This window comes from Stenotrophomonas ginsengisoli (assembly GCF_001431485.1).
Lineage (GTDB): Bacteria > Pseudomonadota > Gammaproteobacteria > Xanthomonadales > Xanthomonadaceae > Stenotrophomonas > Stenotrophomonas ginsengisoli.
Genome location: NZ_LDJM01000001.1, coordinates 1 through 24,836, shown reverse-complemented (window position 1 = coordinate 24,836; position 24,836 = coordinate 1). Strand labels below are relative to the sequence as shown.

Below are 24,836 nucleotides of genomic sequence, written 5' to 3'. Positions count from 1 at the left end.
CCTTGCATTTCTGCGGTAGCGTCAGATGTTGTATAAGTGTCAGGGGTTGGGGCGCCCCCGGGCGCGATGGCGTTGCCTTGATGCCATCCGGTCGCGGCGGGCGCCGCTCCTACGGGGGCAGGGCCTTGCAGCCGCGCCTTGTACCTGCCGCTGTGTTGGAGCGCCCCCGGGCGCGATGGCCTTGTGTTGATGCCATCCGGTCGCGGCGGGCGCCGCTCCTACGGGGGGCAGGGCCTTGCAGCCGCGCCTTGTACCTGCCGCTGTGTTGGAGCGCACCCGGGCGCGATGGCGTTGTATTGATGCGAGCCGGTCGCGGCGAGCGCCGCTCCTACGGGGGCTGCGTTGTGCAGCCGCGCCTTGTACCTGCGGTTGTGTTGGAGCACACCCGGGCGCGATCGCGTTGTGTTGATGCCATCCGGTCGCGGCGGGCGCGGCTCCTACGGGGTGCACTGGGCTGTGCCGCAGTGTCTTGTGCCTGCCGCGGTGTTGGAGCGCACCAGGGCGCGATGGCGTTGCCTTGATGCCATCCGGTCGCGGCGGGCGCCGCTGCTGCGGGGGGTGCTGCACAGGCAAAAAAAGGCCCGCAGAGCGGGCCTTGAAGAGAGCATGGAATCTGTAATGGATGAAGCTGGGTAGATCAGATCAGTGGAGATCAGATCAGCTTGAGCTTGCCGAAGGCGGCAATCACGATGATGAAGGTCCAGATCAGCAGCACCGGAATCTTGACCCGGTCCACCAGCTGCTTCAGGGCCAGTTGGTCGGCATCGCTGGCGGTGTTGCTGACCACCTTGCCGAACAGCGGGCCGAACGGCTTGAGCTGCACACGCACCAGCAGGCCCATGGAGATGATGCCGGCAAACAGCAGCAGCTTGACTGCCAGCCAACGCACCTGCGGGATCAGGCCGCCATCACTGAAGGCGTCGATGCCGGCGGCCACACAGGTGGCCAGGACCAGCAGACGCAGGCCGAAATCGATGCGGGCGATGGTGTGGCCCAGCGGCGAGTGCTCCTTGAGGAAGGCAAACCAGGCCAGGCCCATCCACAGCGCAGTGATCACCCAGACCAGCCACAGCCAGCCGTCCAGCGGCAGCAGGCCCATCTGCGTGGCCAGGGTGAAGCCGCTGCCGAAGGCCAGGATCAGGCAGCTGCGCGGGATCATGTCCAGCAGCATCATCGAGCGGGCCGAGAACAGGCGCACCGGCAGCGGCTGTTGGGGGTCGGCGATCTTGCCGGCGATGTAGAACACGCCCAGGTCACCGCCGAGCCAGTAGCCGGCGATCAGAAGATGCAGCAACAACAGCAACGCGTAATCCATGGTGGTTTCCTGTAACAGCGCCGCCCCCGCTAGGGGGCGACGGATGTGGTGCGTGCAAGCGTGGAAGGGTTACCAGAAGCGGTACTTGAACTCGACACCGTAGGTGCGCGGCACGTTCGGGTAGATCACCCCGATGCCGAGGCCGGCGATGTCAAAGCCACCGGTGGAGGCGAACTCGTTGCCCAGGTTCTTGCCCCACAGGGCCATCGACCAGTTCGCATCACGCGGTTCGTAGGAAATGCGTGCGTTGTACTCGGTATTGGCGCGGGTCATGATCAGGCGCGAGGTGTCCTGGTTCTGGTAGTACTCGTCGGTGTAGCGGGCCTGGGCGCTGAGCACCAGGTCGGCACTGGCCAGCGGCTGCACATAGCTGGCACCGATGTTCCACTGCAGGTCCGGCGAGCTCTTCATCGAGCGGCCGTTGAAGTAGGCGGCATTGGCGTCGCTGTAGTTCTTGTACTCGCCATCGATGGTGCCGAAGCTGGCGTTGACCTTCAGCTTGCGGGTCACCTGGGCCTGCAGGTCCACTTCGATGCCCTGGATCAGGGCGCCGGTGGCGTTGGTCATCACGAACACGCCTTCCGGGTTGACCGCGGTCAGCTGGATGCCGTCGTAATCCAGGCGGTAGTAATTGGCATTCAGGCGCACGCGGTTGTCCAGCAGCGTGGTCTTCAGGCCGACTTCGTAGGCGGTCAGGGTTTCGGCATCCACCGGGGTGATGGTGGCGAAGGTGGTGCCGCGGCCGTTGTAGCCGCCGCTCTTGAAGCCGGTGGTGACGCTGGCATAGCCCATCACGTTGTCGCTGAAGTCATAGTCCAGCAACACCTTCCAGTCCGGCCGGGTCCAGGTCTTGTCCATCGACTTGGTGAAGTTCAAATCGCCATTGGCACGCACGGCGCGGACATCGAAGTCCTTGCTCTCCGAGCTGTAGCGGCCACCAAGGGTCAGGGTCAGCTTGTCGCTGAAGTCATAGCTGCCCTGTGCGTACACGGCCCAGGCGGTGGTGTCCTGCTGCACGTAGTAGGTACCGCCACGGGTGAAGATGTCCGAGCGGGTCGGCTGGTCGTTGTTTTCCTGGAAGGCGAACACGCCGGCCACCCAGTTGAACGGGCCATCATGCTGCGAAGTGAACTGGGCCTCGTAGCCCTTCTGCTTCTGCGACTGGTCCTGCTCCAGGTGGTAACGCATCTCATCGGTGCCATCCACGTCCATATAGAAGTGGTGGTCCATCGTGCGGTAATGCAGGATGTTGCGCCAGCTGAAGGCGCCGAAGTCGGTTTCGCTGGTCAGGGCGATGCCGAACTGGTCCATATCGCTCAGGCCGGTGGCATCGGTGCGGGTCTGGTAGAAGCTGCCCAGCTTGGGGAACACGGTGTCATCGACCATGCCCACCGGGGTGCCCCAGGCCGGGGTGGAACGCTCGCGCAGGCGGTCGATGCTCAGGGTGGCATAGGACGCCTCACCCCAGGTGCTGGCCAGCGACAGGCGCCCGGCCAGCACGTCCTGGTCGTTGACGTCACGGTTGCCGACCTGGTCATGCAGGATGCCGTCGCGGTTGCGGCTGAGCACGGCGGCCGAGACATCCAGGGTCTCACCGACGCGGGTGGCAAACATCACCCGGCCATCCAGACGGCCCAGGTTGCCCACGCTCAGGTCGGCGGCCAGCTTGTCCTCGCCGGTCGGCTTCTTGGAGATGTAGCGGATCGCACCGCCGGTGGCATTGCGCCCGTACAGGGTGCCCTGCGGACCACGCAACACCTCGATGCGTTCCACATCGTAGAGGTCGAACATCGCACCGTTCTGGCGGGCGATGTAGACATCGTCGATGTACAGCGCCACCGCCGGGTCGTTGGTGAACATTGATTCGTCGGCGCCGACGCCGCGCATGATGATCTTGGCGCCCGAGCTGGTGCCGGTGTTCTGTTCGATGATGATGTTGGGCGTGGTGAACTTCACATCGTCCACGCGGGCAACCTGCATGCGCTCCAGTTCCGGGCCGGCAATCACGCTCAGGCTCAGCGGGGTTTTCTGGATCTGCTCCTCACGGCGCTGGGCGGTCACGCTGACCTGGTCCAGTTGGACCGCCTGTTCCTCGCTGGGCTGGCTCTGGGCCTGCGCGTTGCCACTGCCGAGGGCAGTCACGATCGCGACGGCCAATGCACTCCGGTACAGAACTTCTTTCATGACTCGCCTCTGCAAAATCGGTGGAGGATGAAGAACGCTTGTTGCGGGTAGAGCTGTGGGGGGACTTGTTCGATTTATTGCTATATCAATATGTGAATCGAGTATTAAGGCCGCAGGGCGATGGGGCAATCGGTCTATTGACTTTATTTTTCGCTGCTGTGCAGCAGTCGAATTTTCGTGCAACTAGCTGTTTTGGAAAGATAAAAAACAAAACGCCCCGCAATGGGGCGTTGAAAATGCACCGCACTGGTGCATCCATGACTTAAAGGTGACATCGATATGTCATTAGTACCTGCGGGTAAATGTGATCCACGGGGCGATTGCAGCGGGCCCGCCATCTGCTGTGACGCATTTCTCAATCGCGCATCAGCGCGCCGCCGTTGACGTGCAGCACCTGGCCGCTGATATAGGCCGCCGCATCGCTGAGCAGGAACAGCACCGGCGCGGCAATGTCATCGGCCACGCCGATCCTGCCCAGCGGTACGCGAGCGGCATACGCATCCACATCCAGGCGCAGTGGTTTGCCGTCCTCGCTGCCACCTTGCCCATAGCCGCCACGCAGGAAAGCGGTGTCCACTCCGCCCGGTGCCACCGCATTGACCCGCACCAGCGGGGCGGCCTCGGCAGCCAGGACGCGGGTCAACGCATTGAGCCCGGCCTTGGCGATGGCGTAGGCCCCGTAACCGGCCGCACCGATGCTGGCGATGCCGGTGGAGACATTGACGATGGCCGGGTTGCAGCCCTGTCGCAGCAGGGGCATGGCCTGCTGGCAGCAATCGAGCACGCCACGCAGGTTGGCTTGCAGGATGTCCTCGAAGGCGGCCGCATCGATACCTTCCAGATCCTGCAGCGGGCCGGTATAGCCGGCCACGTTGACCATGCCATCAATGCCGGGGCGGTGCTGTGCCAGGGCCTGGAATGCTTCGCGAACCGCGGCCGGATCACGGATATCGGCGGCCACGGTATGGATGCCGGCGGGCAGGGCGCGACGCTTGAGCGACTGCGGCAGGTCGATCACGCTGATGTGCAGTTGCTGGGCATGGGCGGCCTGCACGATGGCATGGCCGATGCCGCCACAGCCACCAACCACCAGCAGATGCTGTCCTGCCGGCAGGGTGATGCAGCCGGGGTTTGCCTGTTGCATGGAACGCTCCTTCAAAAGGGTTTGACCAGACCGGTAAAGGCCATTGCGGCACTGGTGAGCCAGAAGACCCAGACAATCGGCCGGGCCCGCGCCAGGCTGTTGCGGAACAGGGCTTCGGTAGCCGGGGTGGAGCCTTCGCGTTGCAGGCGGGCAAAACCCTCGGCCCAGCCGCCCATGATCCGGCGCAGTACCAGGCCCAACAGCAGCAGCACACCGAAGCCGATCAGCTTGGCGGCCAGCCAGGCCACATACACGCCCTGGCCGCTGAGCAGGGCCCAGCTGCCGCAGCCAATCAGTACGCTCGCCAGCGCGATGCGGATGCCGTGATCGATGCGCTTCAGGCGTTGTCCCAGCGCATCGGCCTGGTGGCGGTAGACCGCCCAGGACAGCAGCAGCCAGGCAATGCCGGCCAACCAGATCCACGGCATGGCCGCGGCTGGTACGGCGATCAGCTGCATGTTGCTGGCCAGTTGCAGGCCCAGCGGCAGCAGCAGAATCAGGCAGGAGCGTGGCACCAGGTCGATGCGCAGGGCGGCCTGCAAGAAGCGCTGGCGCTCGGCCAGCGGCAGGTCGGCGCGGGCCACATAGGAGGAGGTCACATACACGCCCCAGTCCGGGGCCAGCCAGTAGGCAAACAACAGCAGATGCGCATAAACCAGATAGATGTGGTGTTCCACGAGGCTCTCCTTGTGTGGGATGCACGCCGGCAGTCAGGTCATATGCCGGGCTGGCGGCACCTGCGTTATTGGCATATTGGTATGCCAATGGTCAAAAGCTGACTGATACCTTCCATCGATGCCCGCACGGGCAGGAGCAGGCATGATCCAGCGGCAGTTCGTACGTATCGGCAAGCGTCATGTGCACTACCGTTATGCCGGCAGTGGGCCGGTGTTGATCCTGCTGCACCAGTCGCCGCAGAACTCGCGCATGTGGCTGTCGATGATCCAGCGCTTTGCCGCGCATTACACCGTGATCGCACCGGACACGCCGGGGTTCGGTCATTCCGACCCGCTGCCGGGCGAGCAGGACATCGACGGTTTTGCCCGCGCCACGCTGGAGCTGGCCGATGCCCTGGGCATCGAGCGCTTTGCCCTGTTCGGCATGCATACCGGCGGCCTGATCGGCATGCACCTGGGCTGGATTGCGCCGCAGCGGCTCACCGCGTTGGTGATTGATGGCTATGCCCTGTTCAACGATGCCGAGCGTGCGCGTTACACCGGCAACTACCTGCCGCCGTTTACGCCGAGCTGGGACGGTGGCCACCTGCGTTGGCTGTGGTCACGCATGCGCGAGCAGCTGTATTTCTTCCCCTGGTGCGACCCTTCGGCCGATTGTGCGATCGCCCTGCCGCCGTATGACGCGGCCGGTACCCATGCCGCGGCGATGGACATCCTGGATGTGGGCGACAACTACCGCATCGGTTATGGCGCCGCCTTTGCCTATACCCAGCGCCAGCGCGTGGCCGAACTGGCCTGCCCGGCCTGGCTGGTCTATCGCACCAGCGATGTGCTGCTGCCGCATCACCAGCGCCTGCCGGCCTTGCCGGACAACGTGCAGTGTGTGATCGAGCACGACGACGTGGACGGCCTGCACCGGCGCATGGACACGATCCTGGCCCAGGCCAGTGCCGCACTGCCAGACACTGCGATCGCGCTGGGCGCGCGCGTGCAAGATGGCTGGCAACGGCAGATGCTGGCCACCCCGGTGGGCGAGGTCGGACTGTGGCTGTGCCCGGGCCGTGATGGCGCGGTGCTGCATGTGCATGCGCCGGGGCAGACCCCGCTGCAGCCGGCCCAGGTCGCTGCCGACACCCGCACCCAGGTGCTGGTCGAGTTGCCCGGACACGGCGCGTCCAGCGAGATCAGTGCCGCACCGGATGCGGCCACCATGCAGGCAGCCCTGCTCGCGGTATGTACGACGCTGCTGGATGGGCAGGCACTGGAAATCCATGCCCATCAGGGCGCCTGCAGTTATCTGCCAGCCCTGCTGAATGCCTTGCCGGCGCCGGCCAGCGCGGTGGTGCTGCACCAGCCCTGGCTGCTTACGGCGCAGGAATGCGCCACCTTGCTGGCCCAGCTGCCGGACCCGGCCATCCACCGTGCCGGCGGCCATATGGCCGAGGCCTGGCAGTGGGAACGCGAGCGCCACCTGCTGTGGCCGTGGTTGCCGCCGGGCGTGGCCGCACGACGCCTGGTGGCCGGCCCGGAGACTGCCGTGGTGCATGCGAACGTGGTCGAGTTGTTGCGCCTGGGCGCGCAGTTGCCGGTGTTGTTTGCAGGGGCGGCCCTGCCGGACCTGGCTGCGGTGTTTGCGGCGATGCCGGTACCGGTCTTTGTGGTGTTCGAACCCGAGCAGGACTACGCCGGGCGCATGCAGCTGCTGCAGCAGGCGCTGATGGCCTGATGCCGGCGTGTCTGTCCGCTGCGGGGAGAGAACCGCAGCGGACAGGCGGCAAGCCGGCTTACAGCGGCTGGTACAGCTCCAGCTGCTCGCCATCCGGGCCGAACACGCTGGCCACATCACACAGGCCCACGCCGGGCAGCTCCAGCCGCTCACGGGCGATCAACTGCCCGCCCAGGGCCAGGACCGCGGCCAGTTCGCTTTCCAGCGCGGCGCTGTGCAGCGAGGCCGACAGGATGCCGATGTTTGGTGGCACTGCGGCATCGCGCAGCGGGGCTTCGGCCAGGTGCTCCATGTCCAGGTAGGCGAACATCTCCACCCGGCCCGGCACGATGTGGCCGTCCTTGATCAGGTTGACGTTGTGGATGCGCACCGGGCGGTCGGTGCCCAGCAGTTCCTGCAGCTCGGGAAAATCCAGCACCCGGTCAAACAGGGTTTCAAATCCCAGGGCCTGGTAGAAGGCGACCGAACGGGCGATGTTGCGGGTGGCAATGGCGATGGTCTGCACCACGCTGACCTCGGTCTCCAGAGCGCCGCGCAGCTCGCCGCCGCGCTCGTAGGAAAACACGTCCAGGCGGATGCCATCGGGGTCATCGTTGATCGAATCCCGCACCGCCACCTGCTCGCTCACTTCCCAGTAGCTGGGTTCGTGGGCGCTGCTGCCACCGGCGGCGGTCACCGCCTGCATCGTGGCCAGGGCATCGCGGCAGCGGAAGTTCAGCGCGTAATAGCCGCTGCCGTTGTACAGGTTGTCGGCATTCCACAGGCGCTGGCCCGGGGTGTCGAAGGCGAGCAGACGGATTCGCCCCAGGCCGCTGCCATCGGCGCCAATCACCGCCCAGCGCCCGTGCAGGGCCGGGTCGAAGCGCCACAGGCTGGCCAGTTGCGGGGAGATCTCGCCGCGTTCGTGCAGCTGGTAGCCCAGCGCTTCGCGGTAGAAGGACAGGGCGCGATCCAGGTCGCTGACCCCCAGGGTGACCAGTTTCACTTCCGACAGCATGCAACGGACTCCGGTGAGAAGGTGGCAGGGTGCGTGGGGTGCGTGGGGTGCACCCGATCCTGCGCCATGTCCGTTGTGGGCGTACGACGCAGGTATTACCCGGCGTCGTTTTCCATGTCCAGGGTCATCTGGTAGGTGAACTGGTCCGGTCGGTACTGGATGTGCAGCAGGTCAACCAGCTGTCCTTCGGCATCGTAGGAGCGGCGCTCCAGCGACAGCAGGGCGGTGCCCGGCTCGACCTTCAGGTGCAGGGCGGCCACGGCGTCGGCATTGACCGCGCTGAGCACCTGCTCGACCTGCTTCAGGGCGATGCCCATTTCCTTGAACAGGGTCAGGCGGGCGGTGTTGGCCAGGCGCGCCTCGTTGAAGATCTCGTCGTTGTCGGTGCGGGTCCAGCTGACGTAGTAGCCCAGCGGGGTGTCGTTGCGCAGGCGCAGGCGGATGGCCTGGACCAGCTGGTCACGCGGGCCGGTGTCGAACAGGGCACGGATCGGCTCGGGCGGAACGCTGCGGCGGAACTGCAGCATCTTCACCCGGGTGTGCTCGGCCATCACTTCCAGGGTTTCGATCAGCCCGGTCAGCGGGCTGTGCATCGGCTTGGGCCGCGAACGGTGGATGACGTGGGTGCCCTTGCCGCGGCGGCGCTCGACCAGGCCTTCGGCGGCCAGCTCGTCCAACGCCCGCTTGGCGGTGATGCGCGAGACCCCGAAGCTGTCGGCCAGGTCGAATTCGGTGGGGATGCGCATCCCGCGCGGGATCTCCCCGGACAGGATGCGGTCGCGCAGCAGCGAGAACATCTGGTGGTACAGCGGGGTCGGCAGGTCATTGCGCAACAGCTTGTGGGCGTTGGCGCTGAGCAGGCTGGTCAAGGCATCTTGCTGGGACATCGCGGCTTCACCCTCCATTGGCTTAATGCTATAACGATATGACAAATAGGATAGGCCATGACCACCCTCCCGCATGTGATTTCCACCCACCGCGACCGAAACATCATCCAGATTGCGATCCAGCGTCCGGACAAGCGCAATGCGCTGGCGTCCGAACACTGGGCGGCAATCGAGGCGGCGCTGGACGAGGCGGCCGCATCGGACGCCCACATCATCGTGCTGTCAGGGGTACCTGGCGCATTTTGTGCTGGCGCCGACATCGATGAACTCGGTCAGCTGCTGGCAACGCCACAGGCCTTTGCCGACAACAATGCACTGGTACAGCGTACCCAGCTCAAGCTGCAGCGCATCAAACAGACCACCATCGCGGTCATCGATGGTGCCTGCGTCGGCGGCGGCCTGGGCCTGGCGCTGGCCTGCGATCTGCGGCTGGCAACGGCGCGCAGCCGGTTTGCAATCACCCCGGCCAAGCTCGGCCTAGTTTACAGCGCCGATGACAGCGCCCGCCTTGTGCATGCTGTCGGCATGGCGCGGGCGCGGCAGATGCTGCTCACCGGCTGCCTGGTCGATGCGCCCACCGCGGCCAGCTGGGGCTTGATCAGCCAGCTGTGCGAGGACGCCGATGCCCTGGCCGTGGCCCAGGCCGCGCTGCTGGACAACCTGGGCGCCACCTCCGGTGCGGCGCGCAGTGCGATCAAGACCGTGCTGGCCCATCTGGGCGGTGATGCGGCGGTGGATGCCGCTGCTGCGGATGCCGCCTTCAACGATGCCTTCCATGGCGCTGACTTTGCCGAAGGCGCGGCCGCCTTCCTGGCCAAGCGCGCACCGCAATTTGCTGGAGGAAATGCCTGATGTCTGCCTATCTGGTGATCAAGGCCAAGGTGACCGACCCGGTGCGCTTTGCCCCGTATGCCGAGCAGTCGGCGCCGCTGCTGGCCCGCTTCGGCGGCAGCTATGTGGTGCGTGGCGGGCAGCAGGAACTGCTGGAAGGGCCAGACGACGGCATGCGCGTGGTGGTGGCCCGTTTTGCCGACCGCGACGCCGCGCTGGCGTACTGGCACAGCCCCGAATACACCGCCTGCAAGGCACTGCGCGAGGGCACCGGGCAGTTCGAGGTGCGTCTGGTGGAGGGTGAGGCATGAGCCTGGCTTACCGCGCGCTGGCCCTGCAGACCACCTGCCATGCGGTCAACGGCTGCAGCAGCGTCGATGACGCGCAGAAACTGATCGCCGCCAACATCGAGCGCGTCGGCCGCCAGATCCGCGCCTCCAAGGCCTTCATCGGCGCCGACCTGAAACTGGTGGTGCTGCCCGAATACTTCGCCACCAGCTACCCGCTGGGCGACACCATTCCGGGCTGGGCGGCCAAGGGCAGCTTTGCCATGGACGGGGCCGAATACGAACAGCTCGGCCGCATCGCCCAGGACCATGGCGTGTATCTGGTCTCCAACGCCTACGAGCGTGACCCGCATTTCCCGGACCTGTATTTCCAGTCGCAGGTGGTGCTTGATGATGCCGGCAACCAGATCCTGCGCTACCGCCGCCTGATCTCGCTGTACGCGCCCAGCCCGCACGATGTCTGGGACAAGTACCTGGACATCTACGGCATCGATGGCGTGTTCCCGGTGGCGCGTACTGCCATCGGCAACCTGGCCTGCATTGCTTCGGAAGAAATCCTGTATCCGGAAATCGCCCGGGCCCATGGCCTGCGCGGTGCCGAGGTGCTGCTGCACTGCACCTCCGAAGTGGGCAGCCCGGAGCTGACCCCCAAGGACATCGCCAAGCGCGCGCGTGCGATCGAGAACATCGCCTATGTGGTCTCGGCCAACACCGCCGGCATCAGCGGGGTGGACATGCCGCTGGGCAGTGCCGATGGCATGAGCAAGATCGTCGATGACCAGGGTCGCGTGCTGGCCTGCGCGGGTACCGGTGAGTCGATGGCGGCCAGTGCCGAGCTGGACATTGCCGGCCTGCGCCGTCGCCGCCAGCGCCCGGGCATGGGCAATTTCCTCTCGCGCCTGCCCAATGCCGCAGTGGCCGCCGGTATTGCGCCGTCGGCGTTGCCGGCCAACCAGCTGCTGGAAAACGGCAGCCACAAGATTCCGCAACGTGCCGATTTCGCTGCGCGCCAGCAGGCATCGATTGCCGCCCTGAAATCGCTTGGAGTGCTCCATGACTGAGGCAAGCTCACTGCCGCTGCGCAACCCGCGCACCGGTGCCCATGACGGCGACCTGCCGATTACCCCGGCTGCCGAAGTCGCCGCGCTGGGCCAGCAGTTGCGCCAGGCCCAGCAGGGCTGGGAGCAGCAGTCCATCGAGCAGCGCTGCGCCTGCCTGTCGGCCCTGGCCGACGCCCTGGCCAGCCGCCGCGAGGCCTTCATGCAGGTGCTGCTGGATGACACAGGCCGCTGGCACGAGTCGGCCATCGAGGTGGATGGCACCATCGCCGCGATCCGTCGCTGGGCCGCGCAGGCCCCGGCCGTGCTGGCCGAAAAGCCGGCCCAGGCCGAGGCCATTGGCTTCATTTCCAGCCAGCAGACCTGGGTGGCCTACCCGGTGGTGGGCATCATCAGCCCGTGGAACTTCCCGCTGATGCTGACCCTGATCGATGCGGTGCCGGCGCTGGCCGCCGGCTGCAGCATCCTGGCCAAGCCCAGCGAGGTCACCTCGCGCTTTGTGCCCCTGCTGCGCGAGGCCCTGGCCGAGGCCGGGCTGGGCGAGGTTTTCAAGCTGGTCACCGGCGCCGGTGCCACCGGCCAGGCGGTGATCGAGGCGTCCGACCAGATCTGCTTCACCGGCTCGGTGGCCACCGGGCGCAAGGTCGGCGAGGCCTGTGCCCGTCGCTTCATTCCGGCCTCGCTGGAGCTGGGCGGCAAGGACCCGGCGCTGGTGCTGTCCGATGCCAACATCGACAACGCCGCCCGCGCCCTGGCCTGGGGCAGCTTCGTCAATGGCGGGCAGAGCTGCATGTCCATCGAACGCGTCTACGTCGAGGCCCCGGTGGCCGAGGCCTTCACCGCGGCCCTGGTGCGCGAGGTCAGCGCGCTGACCCTGAACTGCGAGGACCCGGCGCAGGGCCAGATCGGCCCGGTGATTGCCGCCTCGCAGGTGGAACTGGTGCGCGGCCAGCTGGCCGATGCCAAGGCACGCGGCGCGCGCGCGCTGACCGGCGGCGAGTTGGTCGAGCGTGGCGGCGTGTGGTGCCCGCCGACGGTGCTGGTGGATGTGGATGATTCGATGGCGGTGGTGCGCGATGAGAGTTTTGCCAGCGTGCTGCCGGTGATCGTGGTCAAGGATGAGGCCGAGGCGGTGGCGCGGGCCAATGCCACCGAGTTCGGCCTGTCTGCGGCGGTGTTCTGTGGTGATGCGCAGCGCGCCGAGCGCATTGCCCGCCAGCTGCACGCCGGCGGCATCTCGATCAACGATGCCTGCCTGACCGGCATGGTGCAGACGGCCGAGAAGCAGAGCTTCAAGCTGTCCGGCATGGGCGGCTCGCGCATGGGCACGGCGTCGATCCGCCGCTTTGTGCGCGCCCGCGCCCTGCTGATCAACAACGGCACGGCCTCGCCGTGGTGGTTCCCGCCGGCGGCCTGATCACCCCTGCTGTTGTCGACAACGCCGCGCCCTTGAGGGCGCGGCGTTTTTCATTGGCCTGCCTGGCGTTGGCGACGGCCCTGCCAGCGCCACACCGCACGGGCGGCGAGCAGGGCGGGCAACAAGGCCAGCAGCAGGGCCAGCAACTGCAGCCCCAGCAGTTGCCAGCCGGCGATCTCGTAGCCGTGCGGGCCGAACACCACCAGCACCGGCAGCATCCACAGCGCCAGCAGTGGCAGGCAGCAGACGATGAAGCTCAGCAGGCTGGTCAGCAGGCGCATGGCAACGGCGGGGTGACGGGATCGCCACCACGGTAGCCGTTTGCCTCGCGCAGGGGTGGCTCATTCCAGTTCGCGGTGGCCGGTACGGTTGTGCAGGGTGCTGGCCAGCAGGCGGGCGTTGGGCAGGTCCAGCACGAAGCCATCGGCATCGCGGCGCAGGCCCTGCGCCGCAGGCAGGGCCAGGGCCGGCTGCAGCTGGCGTGCATAACTGACTTGTTGCAGCACCTGGCGCAGCAGGCGTTCGCGCGCCGCCGGCTGCATGGGCCGCCCGGCTTCTTCCCACGCCGTTGCCAGCACCTGGTTGAAGGCGCTGAGCATGGCCAGGGCACGCAGCTGGTTGGGTGCGGCATCGTCCGGCTGCAGCTCCGGATGGCGGGCGGCCAGATAGGCCAGCACGTAAAGCAGGGTCCAGCGAGCCGAGGTGGCCTGGTCTTCCTGTTCGAGCTGGCGCAGCTGTTCCAGCAGGCCTTCGCTCAGGGCCAGCTCCTGGCCCTGCAGGCGGGCCAGCAGGGGCTGGCCGGTGAGGGCGCGCAGGTCATCGCCGCGATAGACACGAATGGCCAGTGGCTGGCCGGGCTGGCTGAGCATGGCCAGCTGCTCGCGTACCGGGGCACTGCCCTGCACGGTGGCCTGCAGCCAGTCCTGGCGCGGGTCGCCGGCAGCCAGCAGTGGGCCGCTGCCCAGCAGCAAGGCCAGGCCGGCGATCAGGGGCAACAGGGGAGGGCGCTTCATGGCCGGGCTCCTTGCAGGGCAGCGGCCAAGGTTTAGCGATGGCCATCACATTTTGGTGTGACGGCCTTGTCGGCAGCAGGTGAGTGCGTGGCGCTGGCCCAGGGCTGGCGCCAGTGCCGCCGCTGCTGCCAGAGCACGAGCGCGCCGGCCAGCAGGCCCAACAGCAGGCAAGCGCCATGCAGGGCCTGCCAGGACAACGCGTGCAGCCATGGATTGGCCGTGCTCAACGGCCACAGTGGCTGGATGTCGGCGTGCATCAGGGCATCCAGGCCGATATGGCTGAAGCTGCCGAGCCAGGCCGCGCTGGCCGCACTGGCCCAGCTGACCGCCGGCCCGCGCCAGCGCAGCCAGCCCAGCACGGCGTTGCTGATGGGTTTGCCGCTCAAGGTGGCCAGCAAGCCGATCAGCAGCGCCCCGGGCAGGGTGTGGCTGAGGCCATGCACGCTGTCGATCAGCCCGAGCAGGCCGAGCAACGGTTCGATATCCATCAGCACCTGGGTGCCGCCGAACACCAGGAAGCTGAAATGGCGGCCGCCGATGGCCTTGCAGGCCAGGCCGGGGCCGAGGTGAAAGGGAGTGAAGGGCATGCGCGGGCAGTGGTCTCAGTGCCAGAGGCCGAGGATCAGGGCGAACAGCAGCAGCTGCACCAGGTGGTAGCCGGCGTCGATCAGCCACAGCAGCGGCCGGCGCTGGGAGAACTGGTAGTTCACCCCGAAGCAGCCGGCGACGATGGCCGCGACCACCGCTGCGGTGGTCAGCGCCGGCTGCAGGGCCGGGGCCGGGCCGAGCAGCCAGGCAAAGCCGGCCGCCGCCAGTAGGCAGAAGATCAGGCTGATGCCGAACACCCGGGCCGGATGGCCCGGTGGCGGCACCCCGCCATTGGCCCGGTTCCAGGCCTTGCCGAACAGCAGCGGGGAATACCACAGGCCACCGAGGACAAAGCTGGAAATGGCGGCGGCAACAACGGCGGGCAGGTGCATGGCGGGCGGTCCGGGTCAACAGGGAGGGGGAATGGGGCGGTGGCTCAGCAGTTGTCGTATTTCCAGTTGCGCTTCTTGCCCTCGGCCAGCCATTGCAGGGCCTGGGTGATGCGCTGGCGGCGGGTGGCCTCGCGCTTGGCTTCGGTGATCCACTGGATGTATTCGCGCTGGTAGGACGCGGCCAATGCCTGGAAGCCGGCCTGGGCGCGGGCATCGGCGGCCAGGGCCTGGTGCAGGTCATCAGGCATGTGCAGGGCCGCACGAGGTTTGCCGGCAGAGCGTTTGCCACCGGCATCGATGCGCGCCATCGCCGCCTGCAGGGCGGCCTGGAAGCTGGCCGCATCGGGCAGCTGTTCCAGCCCGGTGAGCTTGCCGTACTGGCCCATGCCCTCGTTGCCGGCGGCATCGCCATGGCCCCAGAAGCCGAGGCTGGCGTGCTGCTTGAACGCGGCCATGCCGCACATCAGCTTGCCGCGGTACAGAAAACTGGGCATGCCCCATTTGATGGCCTCTTCCACCTCGGGGCAGCCGGCATGCACCCAGGTGCGGATCTGCCGCAGCACGGGCTGTGCAAACGCGGCCGCATTGGCGATGTAGGCATCAATCCGGGCATCGGTACTGGCCATGGCAATCTCCACCGGCAATGGCGCGATCCTGGGCCTGGCAGGTGTGCTTGGCAAGAGGGTTGCCGGCTGCGCTTGCTCAGCCTTGGACGGGCAGGCGTTGGAGCAGGATCGACACGGCCAGTAGCACCAGTACGCCGGCAAACAGCTGGCGCAGCCGCCGCTGCGGAATGCGCCCGGCGATCCGGCCGGCCAGCATCGAGGCGCTGCCGCCGATGGCGATGAACAGCCCGATCACACCTGCATCCAGCTGCAGGCCTGCCCCGCCGGCGAGTAAATATTTGCCAAGGCCCACCGCGCTGTTGAGCACGATCAGCACCAGGCTGGTGGCTACCGCACGCGGCATCGGCAGGCCCAGCAGCACGACCAGCGCCGGCACGATCAAAAAGCCGCCGCCGATCCCGACCAGGCCGGTGAGCACCCCGACCCCGGTCCCGGCCAGGGCAATGGCCCATGCGCTCTTGCGCGCGCCGTTGCCGTTGCCGGCATTGCCACGGGCCATGCGCCAGGCAGCCAGCAGCATCACCGGGGCAAAGATCAGCAGTTGCGCCCCGTCGGGCAGGTACTGGGCCAGCCAGGCACCGGCCAGGGTGCCCAGCATGCTGGGCGGGGCGAAGGCGAGCAGGGCATGGCCGTCGATCCGGCCCTGACGCAGCGCAGGCAGGGCGCCGATCAGGCTGATCCCGCCGACGATCGCCAGCGAGCTGGCCACCGCGGTCTTTTCCGGCATGCCCAGCAGGTAGGTGAGAATCGGCACGGTCAGGATCGAGCCGCCCGAGCCCAGCAGGCCCAGGCTCAGGCCGATGCTTGCCGCGCCCAGGACAATCCACAGCAGTGAGGTCATTGTCGGCAAGGTGAATGACACGCAAGGCCTGCGCTGGCGTCATCATTATTGATGAGCTAAATTTAGTGAAAGCTTAATTGATGGACGAACGAGGTTTGCCATGACAACCCCAGCTGTGCAGTCCGCCGCCCGGGTGGAAAGCTTTTTCCATGCCCCGACCAATACCTTCAGCCATGTGGTGTACGACGCCGAGGGCGGGCAGGCGGCGATCATCGACCCGGTGATGGATTTTGACCTGGCCTCCGGCCGCACCGGCCATGCCCCGGCGCAGGCGTTGATCGACTTCATCAGCGCGCACCGCCTGCAGGTGCAGTGGATCCTGGAGACCCACGCCCATGCCGACCATCTCAGTGATGCCGGTTACCTGAAGGACCACTACGCCGCACCGGTGGCGATCGGGGCCGGCATCGTCGCCGTGCAGCAGCGCTTCAAGCAGCTGTTCGGCCTGGACGATGGCTTCATTGCCGATGGCAGCCAGTTCGACCGTCTGTTCAACGATGGCGACACCTTCATGGTTGGCAGTCTGCCGGCGCGGGTGGTGGCTACCCCGGGCCATACCGGTGACAGCCTGACCTATGTGATCGGCGATGCGGCCTTCATCGGGGACACCCTGTTTGCGCCGGACACCGGCAGCGCCCGCGCCGATTTCCCCGGCGCTGATGCCGGCCAGTTGTTTGATTCGATCCAGCGCCTGCTTGGCCTGCCGGCCGACACCCGGCTGTTCCTGTGCCATGACTACCCGCCCGAGGGCCGCGCCGAAGACCCGCTGACCGCGGTGGCCGAGCAGGCCGGGCACAACGTGCATGTCGGCGGCCAGCGTTCGCGTGCCGACTACATTGCCCTGCGCCAGGCCCGTGATGCCCAGCTGCCGGTGCCCCGTCTGCTGCTGCCGGCATTGCAGGTGAACATCCGTGGCGGCCGGCTGCCGGCTGCCGATGACAACGGTACGGTGTACCTGCGCCTGCCGCTCAATGCCCTGGGAGGTGCGCAATGAACCTGCATCCGTGGCTGCAGGCCCTGGCCGGCGGCGTGTTGATCGGCCTGTCGGCGGTGGTGTTGCTGCTGCTCAATGGGCGCATTGCCGGCATCAGCGGCATTGCCTTCGGCCTGTTCGAGCGGGCCCGCGGCAGTGAGTGGGCCTGGCGTGCGGCCTTTGTACTGGGCCTGGTCGGCGCCGGTGTGGCCGTGCTGGCCTGGCAGGGCGCGGCACCGGTATCGCCGGCCTCCACCCCGCTGCTGGTGCTCGCCGGCCTGTTGGTCGGGGTGGGCACCGCGCTGGGCAATGGCTGTACCTCCGGCCACGGCGTATGTGGGCTGGGGCGTCTGTCCGGGCGTTCGCTGGCCGCGGTGCTGACCTTCATGGCCACCGCCATTGCCACCGTGTTTGTGGCCCGTCATGTGCTGGGGGTGCTGTGATGGCGCGTGTATTTGCTGCCCTGTTGTCCGGTGTGCTGTTCGGCCTGGGCCTGGCCATTTCCGGGATGACCGACCCGAACGTGGTCATCGGCTTTCTGGACCTGTTCGGTGATTTCAACCCGGCCCTGATGTTTGTGCTCGGTGGCGCGGTCGGTACCACGCTGATTGCCTTCCGCTTCGTGCTGCGCCGGCCGTCGCCATTGCTGGCCAGCGATTTCCAGCTGCCCACGCGCAAGGACATCGATGCCCGCCTGCTCATCGGTGCCGGCCTGTTCGGCATTGGCTGGGGCCTGGCCGGCTACTGCCCGGGCCCGGCCCTGGTCTCGTTCGGTGCGCTGATCGAAACCGCCCTGGTGTTCGTGCCGGTGATGCTGCTCAGCGGCTGGCTGACCCGGCGCCTGCTCGCGCGTTGAACCCGCGCAGGGGCACAGGCAACAGGAGAGGCCGGTACTGCCGGCCTGGCTCAGGGCGCAATGGGCAGGCGCCGCAGCTGGCGCAGCTGCAATGAAAGGATCAGCAGCAGCACACCGAGCAGCACGGCGTAGCCGGCAATCAACCAGCGCACCGTGGTGATGGCGCTGGCCGGGCTGAACAGCATCACCAGGCCGAGCACGATCGAGGCACTGCCGGCGGCCAGCATGGTCCACTCGCCGGCCAGCACCCGGCGCAGGCGAAGGGCGGTGAGCAGTTGCATCACCCCGGTATAGACCGCCCAGGCCGCGACCAGCAGCAACAGCACCCGGGTGGTGGTATCGGGCCGGTAGAAGGTGTGGATGGCCACGAACACGCCGAGCAGGAACCACAGCCCGAGCAGGGCGCCACTGGCGGCCGGGCGCTGGCGCGCGCTGAGCAGGCCGAGCAGGCTGTCGGTCAGCACATACAGCGCAAACAGCAGTACCACCACCTTGATTGCCTGCGCCGGATACGCGAACACCAGCAGGCCGGCGGCGATGGAGATCACCCCGCGCAGCAGCACCTGCCACCAGTTGCGGGCCATCTGTGCGCTGAAAACCGTGTTCATTGGTTGGGGCATGGGGGCGCTTCCGGAGTGGGAAGCGCACAGGCTGGAGCATCGCCGGTACAAGGCATGTGCTCGGGGCCGGAGTCTCAGCCCGGCGTCTGGCCGCTGCGGTCGGCCGGGTGGTTGACCCCGTCGCGGGTCGGCACCGGGCCCAGCGCAAACGGGTTGATGCCTTCCAGGCAGCCGACATTGACCCCGTACTGCAGCGGGTTGGAGCGGCGCTGGTGGTGGGTGTGGATGCCGCAGTGGCGGCAGAACCAGTGCTGGGCGGTGCCAGTGTTGAACTGGTACAGCTGCAGGGCGTCGGCCCCGGCAAGGATGACGATGTCGTCCAGCAGCACCGAGGCCACCACGGTGCCGCGGCGGCGGCAGTAGGAACAGTCACAGCGGCGCGGGTCGACGATGCCCTCAGGCAGGTGCAGCTCCAGCTGCACCGCACCGCAGTGGCAGCTGGCGCGGTGGTGGCGCTGGACGGCCACGCCGTTGACGCTGGTGATGCCGGTGTCTGGTTGCATGCCAACTCCGTTGCAGGGTGTGTTGCTCAATTGTGGCGCAGGTGGAACAGCGCTGCCGCCAGCGCCCCGATGGCACCGCTCAGTGCCGGCACCAGGCTGCTGCGCAGGCTGCCGGACCAGCCGATGCCGACAAACCACGCCGCGCCAAGGGCGGCGCCCAGCAGCACACAGGCCAGCGTGCCGGGCCAGCGCGGCAACCAGGGCCGGGCTATCCCGGCCAGGGCGCCACAGGCCAGCGCAGGCAGCAGGCCGCCGACATACGAGAGCAAGGCGCCCAGCAGCAGGGCAGCGGGGTGGAATTCCCACCCGATCAGCATTGACCCCAGCAGCACCGCGCACAGACCCAGCGGTGGGGCGGTCAGGCCATACAGCAGGCTGCCGCCGATCAGGTCACGGCAGCCATCAAAGGCGGCAATCTTCCAGTGTCCGGCCTGCTGGCGCAGGATCATCACCCGCGCCAGCAAGGACAGCAGCACCAGCACCGGAAGCAGCCACAGCCAGGCTGAGGTATCGGCCGGCATCAGCAGCGGGCTCAGTAACCGGCGGCCTGGCCGTCCTTGCGGCTTTCCGAGGCACCGATGTATACGCCCTGCTCGTGGTCGCGCATGATCGCCTGGTAGCCGCCGTAGGGGCCGTCGGCAAAGGTCACCTTGTGGCCCATCTGCATCAGCCCGCGCACGGTGGCGTAGGGGAAGCCGGTTTCCAGGTTGATCTCGCCGCCATCGGTCATCACCGTGGCCGCACCGGTCGGTTCGGTCGAGCCCTCATGCTGGATGCGCGGCGCATCGCCGGCTTCCTGCAGGTTCATGCCGAAGTCCACCAGGTTCATCACGATCTGCGCATGGCCCTGCGGCTGCATCGCCCCGCCCATCACGCCGAAGCTCACCCACGGCTTGCCGTCCTTGCTGATGAAGGCCGGGATGATGGTCTGGAACGGGCGCTTGCCCGGGGCATAGGCATTGGGATGGTCGCGGTTGCTGCCATTGGCCGGCAGCACGAACATCTCGCCACGGTCCTGCAGGATGAAGCCCAGGCCATCCGGGGCCATGCCGCTGCCCATGCCGCGGTAGTTGGACTGGATCAGCGAGACCATCATGCCGTCGGCATCGGCGGTGGTCAGGTAGATGGTGTCACCTTCCTCCAGCTGGGCCGGGGTGGCCGGCTGCACCGTGCGCGACGCGCGCTGCGGGTCGATCTCGCCACGGCGGGCCTGCGCATAGCCCTTGGAGATCAGCTGCGCCACCGGTGCCGGCGAGAAGGCCGGGTCGGCATAGAAGCGGGCACGGTCGGCGAAGGCGATCTTCTTGGCCTCGGCAAACAGGTGCACATGCTCGGTGGAGCCGAAGGGGATCTTGGAAAAGTCGTAGCCTTCCAGAATGTTGAGGATCTGCAGGGCGGCAATGCCCTGGCTGTTGGGCGGCAGCTCCCACACATCCACGCCGCGGTAATTGGTGCTTACCGGTTCGACCCATTCGCCGCTGTGGCTGGCCATGTCGGCATAGCTCAAAAAGCCGTCGTGCTGCTTGAAGTAGGTGTCGATGGTGCGGGCGATATCGCCCTTGTAGAAGGCATCACGGCCGCCATCGGCAATGGCCTGCAGGGTGTTGGCCAGGTGGGGGTTGCGCCACATCTCGCCCTTGCGCGGGGCGCGGCCGTCGATGGTGAACTGCTCGACAAAGCCGGGGAACGGCGACAGGCGCGGCACCGAGCGTTCCCAGTAGTGGGCAATCACCTCGTGTACCGGGTGGCCGTTGCGGGCATAGGCAATGGTCGGGGCCAGGTTGTCGGCCATCGGCAGCTTGCCGAAACGTTCGTGCAGGGCAAACCAGCCATCCACCGCACCGGGCACTGAAACCGGCAACGGACCATGGGCGGGAATCTCGCTCAGGCCACGGCGGCGGAATTCGGCCAGGGTCAGCGAGCGCGGCGAGCGTCCCGAGCCGTTGTAGCCATGCAGCTTCTGCGTCTTCGGGTCCCAGACAATGGCAAACAGGTCACCACCGATGCCATTGCCGGTGGGCTCCATCAGGCCCAGTGCGGCATTGGCGGCAATGGCCGCATCCACCGCACTGCCGCCGGCCTTGAGCACATCCAGCGCAATCTGCGTGGCCAGCGGGTGCGAGGTGGCAGCCATCGCCTGCGGCGCAATCACCTCCGAGCGGGTGGCAAAGCTGTGCCCGCTGATGCGGTCGGCGGCGATGGCCGGCAGCACGCTGCACAGCAGGGCGCCGGCCAGCAGCAACGGGCGCAGGCGGCGGGAGGAGGCAGGACGGCGCATCGCGGTAAACCCCAGGACAAGTGTGCCTGCGAGCATAGCGGCCCGATGCCTGTCAGCGGCAGGTGCGGAAGGTCACGCCATGCGCCCGCCGGCGCTGTATGGCCCAGGCATCAACAGGCGAAGAAGAACAGCGAGAACGCCAGTGCAAAGCCCATCACCCACACCAGCAGCATGCTGAGCATTCCCAGTGCGATCACCGCCGCGCGTGCAGGCCGGCGCAGGCGGCGTGAGCGGGCAATGGTGAAGGCCAACAGCGCGACACCGAGGGCGATACCTGCCGCCACCACGCACCAGCCCAGCATGTTCACGCTGGGGTGCTTGGGGCCGAACTCGGCCGGGCATTGGGTGGTGGCCCAGGCCGGTGCCGTGGGCATCAGCAGCAGGGCCAGCGTGCAGAGGCGTTTGGGTGCGTTTGCCGGCAATGGCATGCGGTTACCTGCGTCGTGGTGGATGGCTGTACGGCATCAGGGCGGCAACAGCGGCTTCTGCAACGGCAGGCCATGGCCGAATCACGCGCCTTGGCGCGGGCGCAGCAGGGCAATGGCCAGCAACAGCAGGCCGGCCAACGCGCATAGGGTGAACGGCCAGTGCGGGCCGGGGCGGAAGACCGGCAACGGGCTGGCCCACAACGCCAGCAGGCAGCAAACCCCGGCGAGGGCGGCCGGCAGCCGCACGCCGCGCCAGGCCAGCAATGCGGCAATCGCCGCCATCGGCACCACCAGGCTGATGGCCGGAGTAAAGGACGCAAACGAGACGCCAGCCACCAGCAGGGAAAGGGCGAACACGCACCAGGCAAAGACGCGAAGCATGCAAAGTTCCAAAAACAACGTGATGCCGCAGAGTAGCGCGGGTATGTGGCATCAGCCATCGGGTGTTGTGTATTGCGGTGCCTGTGCCCGCTGGCAAGGATGGCCGGCGATGCCCGGCTGGCTGCGGCAGGCCATATCGAGGTCCCAATGCCCGCCCTCTCGGCACCGAAGTACTGCATCAGAACGCCTCAGCGTCGCATTCGTGCCCACACTATCTGCAGCGAGATGGGTCCCATTGCGGCGAATGCACCGAGCGCGGCGAAAGGGATCCAGCCCTGCAACAGCAGTGCTGCAGGGTCATTGGCGATGTGCAGGCGGCGCGCGTTGCTGCCATTGAACACATGCAGGAACAGCCCGCCGATCAACGGAAAGCTGATCATCACTATCCAGCATGCAATCAGCCCGCGCATGTCGCGGCGGCGCTCGATCCACTCCTTCAGGTGTCCATCAACGGTGTATGTCGACAGCGCCCAGGTGATGAAAAGGCTCAGCGGAAACAGCAGCGGCACCACGGTGTAATACACCGACGCGACCAGGCCGAGGCCGGAGCGGCGGGCGTACCAGTCACCCCGCCCCAGGGCACGCAGCGCGTCCACCCATGCCGGTAGCGGTGCGGCATCGCGCTGCAGATCCAGCACGATCAAGGCCAGCACAGTTGCCGTCAGCAGCACCACGCCTGCAGCGATTCCGGCAGCCAGCGCCAAGCGGTATTGCAGGCACCAGCTACGCGGCCCAGCCGATGGCGGCGCGGGTTGTCTGTGCCAGCTTGGGATCAACATCACCCGATTCTCCATTACCAGGCAAGGATGCGGCAGCATGGGTTCTGCCAGCGCTACGTGGTGCCGCAGGTTGGCGCGGACGTTCGGCATCAGCTATCAGCGGATGCCGTGCCTGTATCCGCTGGTAAGCCAACCTGACCCCGTTGGGTAACCCCGTTGGGTAAAAAGAACAATGCCGACAAAGCACAGGAAGATGCGCTTTGGGGAGAGTGCCATGTGTCGTTTTATCGCCTAGAGGGTAGACAGTTGTCGGATACGTTCACCTAGCTCGGCCAGGTCATCGGCGGTGTATCCAATCAATGTCGGCATCTCCCAGTCGTAAAATCTCTTGTCCGCAACGGCATGAAAGATTAGCCCGCTGAGTGCCAAAAGTTCCTCAGGCGAAAACACGTCGCTCGTGAAAACCTCTCTTACCTCATTGGAGATAAGACTTACGGCGCGATCAGAGGTAGCGGAGCAGATGATGATATCACCGGATTCTTCAGCTTTCCGGAGGCCGGAGGCAATGCCGTTGATCAATTGTTGGTGGATATCTCTCATCGCCAAGTAACGTTGGAATTAAGGGGCGGACGTAGGTCGTCTACCTTGAATGAATTTTTAGAAGCGCTCTGTACCAGTACTTCTGCTCTCTTTCTTGGGGTTGTGTGCCGCACAGTATCCGAACCCGCTGACTGCATGTCTTACACCTTTATCATCTGCTATGGCCACGGTGACCTTGAATAGCGAGCCCCATGTGGTGATGGGTACATGCTTGGAGGGAAGCTCAGGGCCTAAGTTGAGCTCAATGACTGCCGAGCTCAGCCACGACAAGGGAATGTCGCGAGCCGAAATATGCCGATGCAGAATATGAAAATAGCCTGATATCAGCTTGGAAAATAGAGTGCTTGGCGGGGAAATAGTGTTGGCAAGAAGATCTATGTGAACGGTATGAGTCGAGTTTTGATGAGCTAGCAGGCTGAGTTGGCCGACACCCCAATAGCCAGCAACATCGTTGTTGCGGCTAATGAAGGAGCCGAGCAGTCCCGCGGCTATGGTTTTGAGTTCCTTTCTTCTTGCCACGATCGCTTCTAACACCTTGAATCAAACCGCACCGAAGGCATCGGCTTGGATGGAGTGGTTAGGCTTCATATGCTGCGCTCCAAGTGCGTCTCTAGCAGAAAGGTGGCCAGCGTCGCTGCGGCGCCCACCGCCAGCCTCGCATGTCTCGGACCAAGCCCGCGAACGCCGCCACCTTTACCATGTCCGGTACCGTAAAGGTTCCGCAGCTCTCCAAGGCCTTGGGCAACATTGCCAAGGTTGCTAAGAAGGCGACGGATAGACTCCGAGCCCTTTGCCGCGTTCGGTACTGATTCTGGAATAAGTCCCAACGCCTTCCTGGTCTCTTTGACCAATTGCCCTATGTCTGCATCTTCTACGTAGTGAAGTTGGCGAGCCTCAAGAATTGTCTTGCACGTTGACTCTACCAGCTCCTTTGCTGTGCCGATTGCTAAGGCCGGATCACTCTCGACAGCTGCCTGCATTCGTCGGATTTGTCGGTGCAGTTCTGGCAGATCAAGTTCCCGGACAGCATCTGTGATCTGCTCCAACCCGTGATTTGTCGCGCTAACGGTGAGGCGCCCGCCTTGAAAGGCGAAGCCATCTCGTTCGATCCATTTCTTGAGTGAGCGAAACGTCTTGGCGGCCCACTCCTGGCCTTGCTGCTCCGAGTCTTCAACCGTGTTCAGCACGCTCTCGTAGACCGTTACAAACTTCCGAATATCTGACCACTTGGCCCAGTCAATCGTGTGGTAGTACTGCTCGATCAATGTTCGTCGTTGACCGCCAACAGCGGGCTCGTAGTTGAGATCCGCTTCTATGTCTGCCGCATCAAACTCGGATTTGATCTCGCGCAGCGATGTTCCAACGAAGTACTCGCGGAGTTCGAGTCGAGTCTTCTTGCTTATCAAGTCTGCGGGCATATTCGGATGACGCCTAACACCTGAGTTAAGCCGACCCGCGAAGCGGGTTCGGCTTGAGTGATCGAATGGACTCCCCG

The 24,836-nt window shown here is 65.9% G+C and carries 30 protein-coding genes; 8 read left to right on the top strand and 22 right to left on the bottom strand.

Annotated elements, in window-relative coordinates:
• Positions 1-652: 652 nt before the first annotated feature.
• From ABB30_RS00145 to ABB30_RS00130, 4 genes are all read right to left on the bottom strand, one after another.
• Positions 653-1,315: a hypothetical protein gene (locus ABB30_RS00145; RefSeq protein WP_057636217.1), complete on the bottom strand. Its 663-nt coding sequence runs from the start codon at positions 1,313-1,315 to the stop codon at positions 653-655.
• Between the two features lie 69 nt (positions 1,316-1,384).
• Complete coding sequence (locus tag ABB30_RS00140) at positions 1,385-3,499, bottom strand: TonB-dependent receptor (RefSeq protein ID WP_083489579.1); 2,115 nt, start codon at positions 3,497-3,499, stop codon at positions 1,385-1,387.
• Positions 3,500-3,854: 355 nt separating this feature from the next.
• Positions 3,855-4,643 (bottom strand): SDR family NAD(P)-dependent oxidoreductase, encoded by a 789-nt coding sequence (locus ABB30_RS00135; protein ID WP_152980459.1) that lies wholly within the window; start codon positions 4,641-4,643, stop codon positions 3,855-3,857.
• Between the two features lie 11 nt (positions 4,644-4,654).
• Positions 4,655-5,320, bottom strand: coding sequence for a hypothetical protein (locus ABB30_RS00130; RefSeq protein ID WP_057636214.1), 666 nt, complete (start codon positions 5,318-5,320; stop codon positions 4,655-4,657).
• 142 nt (positions 5,321-5,462) lie between these two features.
• On the opposite strand from ABB30_RS00130, the gene ABB30_RS00125 reads away from it, so the two are divergent.
• Positions 5,463-7,046, top strand: a complete 1,584-nt coding sequence (locus tag ABB30_RS00125) for an alpha/beta fold hydrolase (protein WP_057636213.1) — start codon at positions 5,463-5,465, stop codon at positions 7,044-7,046.
• Between the two features lie 58 nt (positions 7,047-7,104).
• Here ABB30_RS00125 and ABB30_RS00120 read toward each other — a convergent pair whose 3' ends face one another.
• Together ABB30_RS00120 and ABB30_RS00115 are read right to left on the bottom strand one after the other, a co-directional pair.
• The gene (locus ABB30_RS00120) at positions 7,105-8,043 is read right to left on the bottom strand and encodes a VOC family protein (protein WP_057636212.1); all 939 of its coding nucleotides are present in this window, start codon (positions 8,041-8,043) and stop codon (positions 7,105-7,107) included.
• A gap of 95 nt (positions 8,044-8,138) precedes the next feature.
• A complete protein-coding gene (locus tag ABB30_RS00115) occupies positions 8,139-8,930 on the bottom strand; it encodes a GntR family transcriptional regulator (RefSeq protein ID WP_161808795.1) in 792 nt (263 codons plus the stop codon).
• Between the two features lie 57 nt (positions 8,931-8,987).
• On the opposite strand from ABB30_RS00115, the gene ABB30_RS00110 reads away from it, so the two are divergent.
• Genes ABB30_RS00110 through ABB30_RS00095 form a run of 4 tightly spaced genes read left to right on the top strand, consistent with a single transcriptional unit; the run spans position 8,988 to position 12,523 of the window.
• Positions 8,988-9,782 carry an enoyl-CoA hydratase/isomerase family protein gene (locus tag ABB30_RS00110; RefSeq protein WP_057636210.1) on the top strand — a complete coding sequence of 265 codons (795 nt, stop codon included), beginning with the start codon at positions 8,988-8,990 and terminating at the stop codon, positions 9,780-9,782.
• Positions 9,782-10,072: a DUF1330 domain-containing protein gene (locus ABB30_RS00105; RefSeq protein ID WP_057636209.1), complete on the top strand. Its 291-nt coding sequence runs from the start codon at positions 9,782-9,784 to the stop codon at positions 10,070-10,072. Before ABB30_RS00110 ends, ABB30_RS00105 begins: the two co-directional genes overlap by 1 nt.
• Positions 10,069-11,109 (top strand): nitrilase-related carbon-nitrogen hydrolase, encoded by a 1,041-nt coding sequence (locus ABB30_RS00100; RefSeq protein WP_057636208.1) that lies wholly within the window; start codon positions 10,069-10,071, stop codon positions 11,107-11,109. The genes ABB30_RS00105 and ABB30_RS00100 overlap by 4 nt, the downstream gene beginning before the upstream one ends.
• Entirely contained in the window at positions 11,102-12,523 is a 1,422-nt protein-coding gene (locus tag ABB30_RS00095) for an aldehyde dehydrogenase family protein (protein ID WP_057636207.1), read from the top strand. The genes ABB30_RS00100 and ABB30_RS00095 overlap by 8 nt, the downstream gene beginning before the upstream one ends.
• A gap of 50 nt (positions 12,524-12,573) precedes the next feature.
• On the opposite strand, the gene ABB30_RS00090 is transcribed toward ABB30_RS00095, so the two are convergent.
• The 6 genes from ABB30_RS00090 to ABB30_RS00065 all read right to left on the bottom strand — a co-directional run bounded on the left by ABB30_RS00090 (position 12,574) and on the right by ABB30_RS00065 (position 15,983).
• The gene (locus ABB30_RS00090; protein ID WP_057636206.1) at positions 12,574-12,804 is read right to left on the bottom strand and encodes a hypothetical protein; all 231 of its coding nucleotides are present in this window, start codon (positions 12,802-12,804) and stop codon (positions 12,574-12,576) included.
• Between the two features lie 60 nt (positions 12,805-12,864).
• Entirely contained in the window at positions 12,865-13,536 is a 672-nt protein-coding gene (locus ABB30_RS00085; RefSeq protein WP_057636205.1) for a hypothetical protein, read from the bottom strand.
• A 32-nt stretch (positions 13,537-13,568) separates the two neighbouring features.
• The gene (locus ABB30_RS00080) at positions 13,569-14,123 is read right to left on the bottom strand and encodes a metal-dependent hydrolase (protein WP_057636204.1); all 555 of its coding nucleotides are present in this window, start codon (positions 14,121-14,123) and stop codon (positions 13,569-13,571) included.
• A 15-nt stretch (positions 14,124-14,138) separates the two neighbouring features.
• Positions 14,139-14,516, bottom strand: coding sequence for a DUF1761 domain-containing protein (locus ABB30_RS00075; protein WP_057636203.1), 378 nt, complete (start codon positions 14,514-14,516; stop codon positions 14,139-14,141).
• A gap of 44 nt (positions 14,517-14,560) precedes the next feature.
• Positions 14,561-15,142, bottom strand: a complete 582-nt coding sequence (locus ABB30_RS00070; RefSeq protein ID WP_057636219.1) for a YdeI/OmpD-associated family protein — start codon at positions 15,140-15,142, stop codon at positions 14,561-14,563.
• Positions 15,143-15,218: 76 nt separating this feature from the next.
• On the bottom strand, positions 15,219-15,983 hold the full coding sequence (locus ABB30_RS00065; RefSeq protein ID WP_057636202.1) for a sulfite exporter TauE/SafE family protein: 765 nt from the start codon (positions 15,981-15,983) through the stop codon (positions 15,219-15,221).
• 100 nt (positions 15,984-16,083) lie between these two features.
• On the opposite strand from ABB30_RS00065, the gene ABB30_RS00060 reads away from it, so the two are divergent.
• From ABB30_RS00060 to ABB30_RS00050, 3 genes are read left to right on the top strand one after another with little or no spacing between them, the layout of a single operon-like run.
• A complete protein-coding gene (locus tag ABB30_RS00060) occupies positions 16,084-16,977 on the top strand; it encodes an MBL fold metallo-hydrolase (protein WP_057636201.1) in 894 nt (297 codons plus the stop codon).
• Complete coding sequence (locus ABB30_RS00055) at positions 16,974-17,399, top strand: YeeE/YedE family protein (RefSeq protein WP_057636200.1); 426 nt, start codon at positions 16,974-16,976, stop codon at positions 17,397-17,399. The genes ABB30_RS00060 and ABB30_RS00055 overlap by 4 nt, the downstream gene beginning before the upstream one ends.
• Entirely contained in the window at positions 17,399-17,812 is a 414-nt protein-coding gene (locus ABB30_RS00050; RefSeq protein WP_057636199.1) for a DUF6691 family protein, read from the top strand. The genes ABB30_RS00055 and ABB30_RS00050 overlap by 1 nt, the downstream gene beginning before the upstream one ends.
• Positions 17,813-17,862: 50 nt before the next feature.
• On the opposite strand, the gene ABB30_RS00045 is transcribed toward ABB30_RS00050, so the two are convergent.
• From ABB30_RS00045 to ABB30_RS00005, 10 genes are all read right to left on the bottom strand, one after another.
• On the bottom strand, positions 17,863-18,432 hold the full coding sequence (locus ABB30_RS00045; RefSeq protein WP_083489576.1) for an HdeD family acid-resistance protein: 570 nt from the start codon (positions 18,430-18,432) through the stop codon (positions 17,863-17,865).
• A 74-nt stretch (positions 18,433-18,506) separates the two neighbouring features.
• Positions 18,507-18,935 carry a GFA family protein gene (locus tag ABB30_RS00040; RefSeq protein ID WP_057636197.1) on the bottom strand — a complete coding sequence of 143 codons (429 nt, stop codon included), beginning with the start codon at positions 18,933-18,935 and terminating at the stop codon, positions 18,507-18,509.
• A 26-nt stretch (positions 18,936-18,961) separates the two neighbouring features.
• The gene (locus ABB30_RS00035; RefSeq protein ID WP_057636196.1) at positions 18,962-19,456 is read right to left on the bottom strand and encodes a hypothetical protein; all 495 of its coding nucleotides are present in this window, start codon (positions 19,454-19,456) and stop codon (positions 18,962-18,964) included.
• Between the two features lie 11 nt (positions 19,457-19,467).
• The gene (gene ggt / locus ABB30_RS00030; protein WP_057636195.1) at positions 19,468-21,213 is read right to left on the bottom strand and encodes a gamma-glutamyltransferase; all 1,746 of its coding nucleotides are present in this window, start codon (positions 21,211-21,213) and stop codon (positions 19,468-19,470) included.
• A gap of 110 nt (positions 21,214-21,323) precedes the next feature.
• Entirely contained in the window at positions 21,324-21,641 is a 318-nt protein-coding gene (locus ABB30_RS00025; RefSeq protein ID WP_245626373.1) for a hypothetical protein, read from the bottom strand.
• An 81-nt stretch (positions 21,642-21,722) separates the two neighbouring features.
• On the bottom strand, positions 21,723-22,022 hold the full coding sequence (locus tag ABB30_RS00020) for a hypothetical protein (protein ID WP_057636194.1): 300 nt from the start codon (positions 22,020-22,022) through the stop codon (positions 21,723-21,725).
• Positions 22,023-22,210: 188 nt separating this feature from the next.
• Positions 22,211-22,891: a hypothetical protein gene (locus ABB30_RS00015; RefSeq protein WP_152980458.1), complete on the bottom strand. Its 681-nt coding sequence runs from the start codon at positions 22,889-22,891 to the stop codon at positions 22,211-22,213.
• A 141-nt stretch (positions 22,892-23,032) separates the two neighbouring features.
• Positions 23,033-23,341 (bottom strand): hypothetical protein, encoded by a 309-nt coding sequence (locus ABB30_RS00010; protein ID WP_057636192.1) that lies wholly within the window; start codon positions 23,339-23,341, stop codon positions 23,033-23,035.
• A gap of 57 nt (positions 23,342-23,398) precedes the next feature.
• Positions 23,399-23,875 carry a hypothetical protein gene (locus ABB30_RS15975; RefSeq protein ID WP_152980457.1) on the bottom strand — a complete coding sequence of 159 codons (477 nt, stop codon included), beginning with the start codon at positions 23,873-23,875 and terminating at the stop codon, positions 23,399-23,401.
• 50 nt (positions 23,876-23,925) lie between these two features.
• Positions 23,926-24,836 (bottom strand): abortive infection family protein (locus ABB30_RS00005; protein WP_211263423.1); only part of this gene is annotated, 911 nt, incomplete at its 5' end.